This is a genomic window from Pseudoalteromonas sp. NZS37 (genome assembly GCF_015864265.1).
Taxonomy (GTDB): Bacteria; Pseudomonadota; Gammaproteobacteria; order Enterobacterales; family Alteromonadaceae; genus Pseudoalteromonas; species Pseudoalteromonas arctica.
This window is the reverse complement of record NZ_JADYXL010000001.1, coordinates 68,327-79,433: the sequence shown is the minus strand read 5'-3', so window position 1 is coordinate 79,433 and position 11,107 is coordinate 68,327. Positions and strand designations below refer to the sequence as shown.

Below are 11,107 nucleotides of genomic sequence, written 5' to 3'. Positions count from 1 at the left end.
GACGTTAGATGTTAAAACACAGTTTTACTTTTTTATGTTTATTGATACTAGCCGGGTGTGCTCAAGTACCACAAAGCAAAGTAGATGACAGAGATCCGCTGCAAAGTATTAATCGTCCGTTATACGACTTTAATATGGATGTACTGGATGCTTATTTATTGCGCCCAGTTGCTGTAGGTTATGTTGAAGTAACGCCTGTACCGGTAAGAAATGGTATTGTTAATTTCACAGGTAATATTACAGCACCTGTCGATATGATTAATGCGGGTTTGCAAGGTAAGCCGGGTAATGCAAGTGTGAGCTTAGCGCGTTTTTTAGTTAACTCTACGGTTGGTATTTTTGGTATTTTTGATGTTGCCAGTTCACTTGGTCTTGAAATTGTAGATGAAGACTTTGGACAAACGTTAGGTGTATGGGGCGTGGGTGATGGCGCTTATTTAATGCTACCTGGCATGGGTCCTACAACAGCACGTAACCTGACCGGTGATGTAGTCGACAACTTTGTATTACCTGAAGTTGCGCTAACGACTCCACAAACTATTCTAGTGTTTGTTTTAAAAGCAGTTGAGGCACGTGCATCATTAATCCCACAAGAAGGGTTATTAAATGATTCACTTGATCCGTACTTATTTGTAAAAGATATTTACTTCCAGCGTCAAATTTATGAGCTGTACGATGGCAACCCACCTATAAAAGAAGAGCCAGCTGATTTTGATGAAGACTTTTTAGAAAGTTTATAATTGAAAAGCCACTCATAAAAACGCCAGCTAAATGCTGGCGTTTTTATTTGCTGTTTATATATTTATTTTTCGTTCACTACTAACTGCATTTGTTCATTAACCCAAGCTAGCGCTTCATGATAAGCATCGGGAACTTTTTCACCTAGATTTAGTTCTTTCGTTAGCTCGTTTGCAGCTGACCAGTTTGCTTGCTCGTAGTATTTAACTAAGTTTAAATATTTTGCTAGCAAGCCTTCATCGTTTAATAGCGCTGCTTTTATGTCATTAGAAAGTGGAAGCTTTTTCATCACGCTTTCCATGCTCTCATCCAAAATTGCATCCATTAGCGACATCATACCGGTTAAAAATGCCATGCCGGTATCTTTAAACTGCCCATGGGATATAGCGAGCAATTCAGCAAATCGAGCGCGCGTAAGCGATAGCCTTATTAGCTCTACAGGTTTATCTGCTGATACTTGTGCTGCAAACAGTAGTGACAATAGCTTTTTAATTTCGTTGGCGCCAAGCACTATAAGAGCTTGCTTAATGGTACTTATTTCTGCGCGTCTTGCAAATGCGGCAGAATTTGAATACCTAAGTAATTTATAAGATAGGTTTACATCACGTTCAAACACATCAGTGATTTTCTTAAGATCCATATCAACACTTGATGTTTCGTAAAGTAATTCAGCTAATGCCATTTCTGATGGTGGTAGAGCCTTACTTTGTACCATTTCAGGTTTTGAGAAGAAAAATCCTTGGAAATAATCAAACCCAAGCTCTAAAGCTTGTTGGTAAATTTCATAGGTTTCTACTTTTTCGGCAAGTAACTTAATATGTGAGTGCGGTTTTAAATCGTTTAGAACCGTTTTTATTGTATCTATATCGGATGCTAAAAAGTCTATTTTAATAATATCAATAAATGGGTAAAAATGACGCCATACAGGTTGATGAATGTAGTCATCAAGAGCAATAGTGTAACCTTTATCTTTTAAATCTTTAACGATAGCTAATAAACGCTTACCAGGCTGGATAGTTTCAAGTATTTCTACAACTATAGTGTCTTTACCTAGTAGTGTAGGGTAACCCTTTGATAGTGTTTCTAGGGTGAAGTTTATATAAGCAGGTTTATTGTCGGTTAAATCTTCTAAACCAAAATTAAACTGGCTACCCTCTATAAGTCGTGTTGTTGCTTCGTCACCATCTATATCGGGAAATACGTTATCAACGCCATCACGAAATAAAAGCTCATAACCGATAAGTTTTTTATCTCTATCTAAAATCGGTTGACGTGCAGCGTAAAAATACATAAACAGTTCCGTAAGAGTGATGTAATTGGGTATTGTAATAATATATGGCAAAAGATTCAAAATAGCATTACGTATATTTGCATGATTAATAAATTATCATTATAAATTAAGGTGTTTCTTCTATTTAATTTATTATATTTTACCAATTCGCTTTAAAATTATTCAACATGAGTATTTTTGTATCAGCTGGAAGCAACAAGTTGGAGATTTTATTGTTAGGCATGATATAGTCAGCGAGAATGGTTTTTATCCTAATAGTGTCTTTATTATAATATTTTAAGAGTCAATATTCGGATCAAGAGCCTGTTATTAATAATTATGCGGAGGCTAATTTGGAAACAGGAATGATTATTTCACTAGCATTATATTTTGTTGTAATGTTAGGTATCGGACTATATGCATATAAGCAATCTACTGGCGATGTATCAGGTTACATGTTAGGTGGACGAAATCTATCACCAAGTGTTGCTGCACTATCTGCAGGTGCATCTGACATGAGTGGCTGGATTTTAATGGGCCTACCTGGTGCGATGTTTGTTACTGGTTTTAGTAGTACATGGATAGCAATTGGTTTGGTGATTGGTGCTTGGTTAAATTACCTGTTAGTTGCACCTAGATTACGTGTGTACACTGAAAAAGCAAATGACTCTATAACAATCCCAGATTACTTCTCAAATCGCTTCAATGATAAGTCAAACTTATTACGTGTTGTATCAGCTGTTGTGATTATAGTCTTCTTTACTCTTTACACGTCATCTGGTGTTGTAGCCGGCGGAAAATTGTTTGAAAGCTCATTTGGTTTAAGTTATGAAGTGGGTTTATACATTACAACGGGTGTCGTTGTTTTATACACTTTGTTTGGTGGTTTTTTAGCGGTTAGCTTAACTGATTTCGTGCAAGGTTGTATTATGTTCATCGCGCTGATTCTAGTGCCTACCGTTGCATACTCTTTACTTGAACAACCTCTAGAATCTACTTTACATAGTGTAAATCCAGATATGCTTAACTGGATTGGAGCAGGCTCTGCATTAGGTATTATTTCTGCAATGGCATGGGGTTTAGGTTATTTTGGTCAACCACATATCATCGTTCGTTTTATGTCGGTACGTAGTGTTAAGGATATGCCTAAAGCTCGCCGTATTGGTATGACATGGATGATTGTTGCTGCCCTTGGTGCTGTTGGTACTGGTATATTTGGTGCTGCTTATACTTATGAGAATAATATTGTAGTTGAAGATCCTGAAACGATTTTCCTAATTCTTTCTGAGTTATTGTTCCATCCACTTATTGCTGGCTTTTTACTAGCTGCAATTTTGGCTGCTATCATGAGTACTATCTCATCGCAATTGCTAGTAAGCTCAAGTTCATTGACTGAAGATTTATATAAAACATTTTTACGTAAAGATGCTAGCGACTTTGAATTAGTTACTGTTGGTCGAATTAGCGTTGCATTTGTTGCCCTGTTTGCAATTTATTTAGCGTACGATAGAGATAGCTCTATTTTAGACCTAGTAAGTAATGCATGGGCAGGCTTTGGTGCTGCTTTTGGACCTCTTGTATTGTTTAGCCTTTATTGGAAACGTATGAATTTTGCTGGCGCCTTATCTGGTATGTTAGTAGGTGCGTTTACAGTGCTTGTTTGGATTTATGGTCCGTTTACTATTAATGGTGAAAGTTTAAGTAGCTTTATGTATGAAATAGTACCTGGCTTTATTTTAGCGAGTATCGCAATTGTTGTTGTTAGCTTAGTAACAAAAGAGCCAGAGCAAAACATCACTGCTTTATTTGATGAAGTAGAAAAAGAGCTTTAAATAGCAATTACTATTCATTTTAAAATGAGTAGTAAGTAATACCAATCCGCGATAATACTTAATCATTTTGCGGTGCTAAACGTGTTGCTACCGGCGTTAAAAAATTATCATTTAGAACAACTAAATATCAATTTTTTGCCTAGCTATCAACACGTTTTTCCACCCTCAAAATAGATCACTTAATTAAGCGAATTGGTATAATAAAAAAGGGAGCAACTAAGTTGCTCCCTTTTTTATTTAGTTTGTCCCGTCCGAGGAGAGGGCAATCTACGAGTTAACTTGCTTTTTTATCGTTGTTATCTTCAATTGACGCAACGTTATCTGACTTTTTACTTTTTGCTGGCGCTTTGGTAACAACTGGATCTTTGCCGCCCTTTAATATGGTCATAAAGTCATCTTTGCTTTTCGCTATTTCTAAAGCAAGTGATTCAATTTGTTGCTCACTAAGCGGTACGTCTACCTTTTCTAGCATTAGCTCAAGTGATTCTGCTATATCGAGCATCTTGTCATAAGCATCAGCTTCTTTTTTGGTAGTAAACGTCATACGCTCGACTCCGTTTCGTTCTACAACATATTTAACAACAACAGCCATGATTTCTCCTGAAAAATTGCTTGGCACCGTGGTTTGTAAAAACCATTAGATTACTGTTTTTATGTACAGTAATGGTTTGGGCGTAAATTTGCAAGCGCGAAGTATTAATTTTTAGGTGTCTTAAATTTGACAAAAAACGGTAACTTTACTTTAGTTAAGCAATCACTTGTTGTACCAGCTGCATTTTCAGGATTTCGGATCATAGTGATAATGCGTTTAGGTACACTTTAAATGATGAGCTTTTCAGTTCCTTACTTTTTGGTTTTCCTAAGCAACATTCAAAATTAAGAAAAGAAGAATAGGGACAAGTTTGATGAAAACGTTAAAAAATTTATTCATAATAAGCTTATTATGCTTACTACCTGCAACTACCGTATATGCACAATTATCGGAAGTAACTAAGCAAATGCCTCAAGTTGAGACAATTAGTATAAATAATGCTGATGCAGATATGCTTGCTAAGCTACCGGGTATAGGTAAGAAAAAAGCGCAGGCAATTGTGGATTACCGTGAAGAAAACGGCGAATTTAAAAGCGTTAGTGATTTATCGCAAGTTAAAGGAATTGGTAAAAAACTATTAGCCAAATTAGAGGGGAAAATTTCACTTTAATAGCAGTAGATAACAATCAGGGCGCTATGCGCCCTGATTAAATTGTTTTAATGCATCGCTTAAGTGTTTTTTAGCAAAGTTGATTTCAATAGGTGTTGTTAAAAGTGGGTAGCAAAGTCCGCCGAGTATCAAAAACGGGATTAATATCCAACCTTTAAATACCGTGAATATTAAAAATAGTGGACTTAGTAATATTAATTTAATAATACGCAGTAACACTTTATCAGTTGGCGATAACATACTTAAAGAAAGTGCTATTACGTCTTGGCGCTTGCGTACTTTTAGATGTTTAAGCTCATCTAATTGGCTTGAAAAAAATGTAAACATATCAAATCGACTTTTTAATTAATAAACGGCCAATAACTATAATAAATAGTGTTAGTGAGAAAATCCCAAATATAATTTCCATCCAAGCAGGCATGCTCAAACCAACAAACTGCCAATCTATATTTCCACAATCCCCGGTCGCCTGAAAAAAGCTAGGTATCCATTCATGTAACGGCATAAACGATGGGAAGTTTGGTTCAAACTCACAGCTAAATGCAAAAGGGTCTGTGGTGGTTTGCATATCAATATGCTCGCGAGCAATTAAATATCCCCAAACACTCGATACACCCCAAATTACATACGCTAATATACGAACTGCTTTGCTCTGTGGTTTAGTCGAACCTACGATTCCTGCGCCTAATAGACCCAGTACGGCTGTACGTTGATATATGCACATTATGCAAGGCGCCAATCCCATTTGGTATTGAAAGAAAAGGGCGGTCACTTCAAGTAAAAAAACGATAGCTGTAAATAAAAGCCACGGGGTACGTTGGGTGGGTAATTGGGCAAGCCAGTTCATAAAAATTCCGCGTTTAAATAAGACGTTAGATTATGACCTAGGATAATGTATGCGGCAACAAAAAGGAAAAAAAAGCTACCGAAGTCGCTTTTTATAAGATGAAATTATTGACCACTCAATGCAGCCTCAGCAGAGGCTACATGACGCTCTACTTAGTTCCCATTGATACATAAGCTTAGTTATATCGCTTACTTATACTACATGGTACATTGCCTAATCAATTCTTTAAAGTTGCGGTTAGAACGCTCTGTTGCATAGGTGTTCCTTTTTAATGTACTTATGTGTTTTAAGTTGATTAAGCTAGGTATGGTGTAAATAAAAAATACCAATAATTACAATGTACCTACAATGAATATTGCTCTGTATATTTATACATTGTAGCTATATTAGAAAAACCTAAATTTTATTATTTATTAATCTTTAATTTCTACTCATTTGCTTATTAATATACCTGACTTTACTTGTTAGTTATGCTTCGTCTGGTACAATCAGTCAGTTATTCGTGTAAAACGATGAGTGTTGATTAATTCGAGTGGGAACTGGATGAGAATTTTTAAAGCGAAAAGCCCAGCAGGATTTGCTGAAGAATATATAGTTGAATCTATTTGGAACGGCGATTTCCCTCCAGGTTCAATTCTACCTGCCGAGCGAGAACTTTCAGAGTTAATTGGTGTAACAAGAACGACCTTGAGAGAAGTATTACAGCGTTTAGCACGTGATGGTTGGTTAACAATTCAGCATGGTAAACCAACAAAAGTAAATAACTTTTGGGAAACGTCTGGCTTAAATATTCTTGAAACACTAGCGCGCTTAGATGAAGACAAGATGCCTGAGCTGACAGATCAGCTTTTATCTGCACGTACTAATATTAGTGCTATTTATACACGTGCTGCAATTAAGTTAAATCCTGAACGTGTAATTGAAATTTTATCACAAAGTCATGAGCTAGAAGATACTGCGCAGGCATTTGCTGACTACGATTACAAAGTTCATCATGAATTAGCCGTTGCGGGTAATAACCGTATTTATGTATTAATACTCAACGGTTTTAGAGGCTTTTATTCAAAGATTGGTTGTCATTACTTCTCTGATGCTGGAACTCGTGAACTTGCTCGTCAGTTTTATAAAGATTTAACAATCTTGGCAGAAAATAAAGAGCACGATGGTGCTATTTCGATGATGCGTAAATACGGTCATCAAACAGGTGAGATTTGGCAAAAAATTCGAGGCGATATGCCCTCAGATATAATGGATTAAATTTAAACGAGAAACCTGCATTTGCAGGTTTTTTTGTAGCTGTAAAAATTAATACCGCATTATATGAATTTTTAAACAATTTAATGTATTAAGCTTTCTTCAGTAACGTCAAAAGTTCTATCTAATTACAACGCAATTTACACTTCAAAATAGACCTATTATTCAAGCAGATTAGTGCAAGTTGTAAGTGTTCGTTATTTTCGATTGCTCACATCGTTAAATGCGATTGTTCTTTTGTAGTGAATAACTTTAGAATGCCAATTAATTATATGTGTGCGCTATTGGTTTTTAATTTTTAGCGCCCATATAAGTACCAGCATTGCGAAAGCAATTGAAAACAAACTCAAAATATTTGGAGAATAAAATGGGTGTATTAGTAGGCCGCCAGGCACCAGACTTTACCGCTGCAGCTGTTCTTGGTAACGGTGAAATTGTAGATAGCTATAACCTTCATGAAACAATTAAAGGTAAAAAAGCAGTTATCTTCTTTTACCCACTAGATTTCACGTTTGTATGTCCTTCTGAACTTATTGCATTTGATAAGCGTTTTGAAGAGTTTCAAAAGCGTGGCGTAGAAGTAATTGGTGTTTCTATCGATTCACAATTCTCACATAACGCATGGCGTAACACTGCTGTTGCAGACGGCGGTATTGGTAAAGTTCAATACGCACTAGTTGCAGATGTTAAACACGAAATTTGTAAAGCGTATGACGTTGAGCATCCAGAAGCAGGTGTTGCATTTCGTGGTTCATTCTTAATCGACGAAGAAGGCAATGTACGTCACCAAGTAGTGAACGATTTACCACTAGGTCGTAACATCGACGAAATGCTTCGCATGGTTGACGCGCTAGCGTTCCACACTGAACACGGTGAAGTATGTCCTGCTGGTTGGACTGAAGGCAAAAAAGGTATGGACGCAAGCCCTGAAGGCGTTGCTAAGTTCTTATCTGAAAACGAAGGCGAGCTATAATTTAGCCCTTAGTTTTAAATAAAAAAACCGCCAATTGGCGGTTTTTTTGTGTCTTTTATTTAGAAAGAAAAGCTTACTTTAGTGTACAAGTAGCGGCCACGAGGGTTATGCACAGCTGATGCATAACCGTATAAATCGCCATCGCCATCACCAATTGCAAATGGTGGCTCTTCATCAAATAAGTTATTAACACCTAAAGATATTTTAGCTGACTCAGTAATACGGTACGACGTTTGTAAATCAACAAGCGTTTGCGAGTCAATCATACGTGAAGTATTGCTATCAAAGTCTAAATTACCATCAAAGTCGATATCAGGCGTATCTTCAAATTCACCTACATAACTGATATTTACATTGGTGTTAAACTCACCAATTTCCCAGTTGGTTGAGAAAATAAAGCGATGCTCTGGGTAGCCATATTCACCCGTGTAATCACGACCATCTTTTTCAAACTTATCTTGATATGCCCACTCTAAATTAAATTTAAGTAAACCTAAGTCATCAAGAGAGTGGTTATAGTTTGCTGAAACATCAACACCAGATACTTCCTGCGATGATAAGTTTTTAAATGTGCTGTGTATTTTTTGTATTGTGCCTAAGCTTGCTCCGCCTGTAGGAGCTAAACGAACACATACGGTACTATTTTGGTTACCACATTCTGCAGCATAAATAGGACCAAATTCTTCTTCATCGATTTTATTATCTTGAGTAATGCTCCATACATCAACACTTAAACCAAACTCAGCTGTTGGTGCCCAGATAACGCCCACGTTCCATGATTCTGACTCTTCTGCTTGTAAATCAGGGTTACCAGAGAACTCAATGTTGTAATCAAGTGCTTGGCAATCTAATCCTGTTTGTTCACAGCGCTGTGTATCAACAAAAAATTGGCTTTTTTGTGATGGACCTAAGCCTATTTGCGCTAACGAAGGCGCTCTAAAGCCTTGCGCCCAAGAACCACGAACCGTTACTTCATCAGTCGGTGCCCAGCGCAGAGCTATTTTTGGATTTGTTGTTGTACCAAAGTCGCTATAATCATCGTAACGACCGGCTAATTGTAGTTCGAGGTTTTCAGCAAGTGGGATTGAGAACTCAACATATGCAGCGTATTGTTCACGATCAGCAGAAGCTGATACTGATTCAGTACCAAATATTAAGCCACGTTGAAATTGATCATCAGGGATATCATTTACATCTTCTTCACGGTACTCAATACCGGCGGCCATCATTACAGCTTCGCCACCAAAACTAAACGCTTCACCTGTAATGTTAGCGTCAAAAGAGGTCATATGAGACTCACCGCGACGCACTAAGCTAGTTGTGATTCTGTCAATTACAGCTGGGTCGTTATATGTGCCACCGAATGGATTATAGTTACCGGCATCAATTTCTTGTTGTAAGAAATCGGTGCGTACCCAGCCTTGTGTACGATCGCCTGTTTGTAGTGATTTACTGCGACCTTTTTGTACCGCTGTCTCCCAGCTCCAATCGTTTATTTCGCCTTTTAACCCTGCAACAAAGCGTAAGGTGTCTGACTCAATGTCCCATTGGCGAGCGCCTGCATCTACTGTACGGTAACGACCAATTTGAATGTCTTCACCAAATGGATTGTTTGGGTGATTAGCGGGTACCGTAAGGCCTGCATCTTCATCAAGTGGTGTTGGTGCACCTGCAGCGACAGAGCTGTTATGCTGAACAGCCATTTCTAAAAAGCCAGTAATGCCGTTATCAAAGCGGTATTCAAATTGTGAAATAGCGCCTACACGCTCAGATGCTGGGGCAACATATCCATATGGGCCGTAATCAAATAAACAGCTACCACTTGAAGTTGCATTTTCAGCAGGACAGGCAGGGTCGATTGTTTTAACGCCATCCACATAAAAGTAGCCTGGGAAACCACGAGATGAACGGAAATCTTCACCACCATAAGGTGCTTGGTTTGCAGTTCCAAGGCTGCCCATTTCATCAGAAGAAAGAGATGTGTTTTTAAAGTAATCGATAATAACAGATGCACTACTTTTTTCGCTTGTTGTACCCCAAACTAGGCTTGCTGTTGTTTCTTCATAATTTGGACCATCCGTACCGCCATAGCCTAGGTTAATCTCAACACCATCAATATCTTTCTTTAAGATAACGTTAACTACACCCGCTACTGCATCTGAGCCATAGATAGCTGAAGCGCCATCTTTTAGTATGTCGATACGCTCAATAGCAGAAACAGGAATACTGTTAATATCTACAAATGAGTTGGTGATACCTTCAGCAAAGGCACTAATTGATACACGGCGACCATTAATTAGTACCAGTGTTGCATCGGCTCCTAAGCCACGTAAGCTTACTGCAGCTGAACCGTTAGCTGTTGAATCTTGGTTGTTACCACGAGTAGAGAAAGTACCGCTACCTGCTACAGGCATTCTTTCTAGAAGTTGCTGTAAATTATCGTAACCCATGTTTTCGATTTCAGCTCTACCGATTGACTGTACCGGAGAAGGTCCTTCAATATCAGTTCGCTTAATACGAGAACCAGTAACCTGAATTCGCTCTACTTTTTTAGCTTCTTCTGCTGCGTAGGCTGTTGTTGTAAAACCTGCTGATAATGCGAGTGTTGCGCCCACAATAATGCTTGGTGTAAATGCAGTTGATTGCTTCATCCTTAAGTCCTTGTTGATATATTATAAAATTATTTGCTTAACAAGCGCGGGTATTAATATCATGTAACTTAAGTGTTAGCAATTAGCTTAATTTGTGATTTAAGTATTAGTTTTAATGCTTTTTTGTGGGTTTTATGACCTTATTTATACTTTGTTTTCTAGGTGAAACTAAGCGTGAATAGGACATAGAGTTAATAATTGTTATATAGCTAGATGAAGCCATGTGTGGAATAGCTAGTGATAGAAATAATTTGTAATAATTTATTTCTATAAATTAAAACTTATGTTTGTTTTTCTGCTTTTAATTTATTCAATTATGTAATACCAATTCGCAGTAATA

Annotated in this window: 10 protein-coding genes; 5 read left to right on the top strand and 5 right to left on the bottom strand. The window is 37.5% G+C overall.

The window, feature by feature from the left end:
* Positions 1-8 precede the first annotated feature (8 nt).
* Complete coding sequence (locus I6F47_RS00375) at positions 9-740, top strand: MlaA family lipoprotein (protein WP_007585858.1); 732 nt, start codon at positions 9-11, stop codon at positions 738-740.
* Between the two features lie 62 nt (positions 741-802).
* Here the strand turns inward: I6F47_RS00375 and I6F47_RS00370 are convergent, their stop codons facing one another.
* The gene (locus I6F47_RS00370; protein ID WP_007584100.1) at positions 803-2,029 is read right to left on the bottom strand and encodes an EAL and HDOD domain-containing protein; all 1,227 of its coding nucleotides are present in this window, start codon (positions 2,027-2,029) and stop codon (positions 803-805) included.
* Positions 2,030-2,361: 332 nt separating this feature from the next.
* Here I6F47_RS00370 and putP point away from each other — a divergent pair, with 332 nt between their 5' ends.
* On the top strand, positions 2,362-3,840 hold the full coding sequence (gene putP, locus I6F47_RS00365) for a sodium/proline symporter PutP (RefSeq protein WP_101217622.1): 1,479 nt from the start codon (positions 2,362-2,364) through the stop codon (positions 3,838-3,840).
* A gap of 274 nt (positions 3,841-4,114) precedes the next feature.
* Here putP and I6F47_RS00360 read toward each other — a convergent pair whose 3' ends face one another.
* Positions 4,115-4,432 (bottom strand): YebG family protein, encoded by a 318-nt coding sequence (locus I6F47_RS00360; RefSeq protein WP_007584105.1) that lies wholly within the window; start codon positions 4,430-4,432, stop codon positions 4,115-4,117.
* Positions 4,433-4,745: 313 nt separating this feature from the next.
* On the opposite strand from I6F47_RS00360, the gene I6F47_RS00355 reads away from it, so the two are divergent.
* Complete coding sequence (locus tag I6F47_RS00355) at positions 4,746-5,042, top strand: ComEA family DNA-binding protein (protein WP_024589927.1); 297 nt, start codon at positions 4,746-4,748, stop codon at positions 5,040-5,042.
* 24 nt (positions 5,043-5,066) lie between these two features.
* On the opposite strand, the gene I6F47_RS00350 is transcribed toward I6F47_RS00355, so the two are convergent.
* Entirely contained in the window at positions 5,067-5,369 is a 303-nt protein-coding gene (locus tag I6F47_RS00350) for a DUF6170 family protein (protein ID WP_010553884.1), read from the bottom strand.
* 1 nt (position 5,370) lies between these two features.
* On the bottom strand, positions 5,371-5,889 hold the full coding sequence (gene dsbB, locus I6F47_RS00345) for a disulfide bond formation protein DsbB (protein ID WP_007584117.1): 519 nt from the start codon (positions 5,887-5,889) through the stop codon (positions 5,371-5,373).
* 543 nt (positions 5,890-6,432) lie between these two features.
* Between dsbB and fadR the strand changes: the two genes are divergently transcribed.
* Both fadR and I6F47_RS00335 read left to right on the top strand, forming a co-directional pair.
* The gene (gene fadR / locus I6F47_RS00340; RefSeq protein ID WP_004335692.1) at positions 6,433-7,146 is read left to right on the top strand and encodes a fatty acid metabolism transcriptional regulator FadR; all 714 of its coding nucleotides are present in this window, start codon (positions 6,433-6,435) and stop codon (positions 7,144-7,146) included.
* Between the two features lie 364 nt (positions 7,147-7,510).
* Positions 7,511-8,116 (top strand): peroxiredoxin, encoded by a 606-nt coding sequence (locus I6F47_RS00335; RefSeq protein ID WP_007378637.1) that lies wholly within the window; start codon positions 7,511-7,513, stop codon positions 8,114-8,116.
* 59 nt (positions 8,117-8,175) lie between these two features.
* Here I6F47_RS00335 and I6F47_RS00330 read toward each other — a convergent pair whose 3' ends face one another.
* Positions 8,176-10,767: a TonB-dependent receptor gene (locus tag I6F47_RS00330; protein ID WP_024608153.1), complete on the bottom strand. Its 2,592-nt coding sequence runs from the start codon at positions 10,765-10,767 to the stop codon at positions 8,176-8,178.
* Between the last annotated feature and the right edge of the window lie 340 nt (positions 10,768-11,107).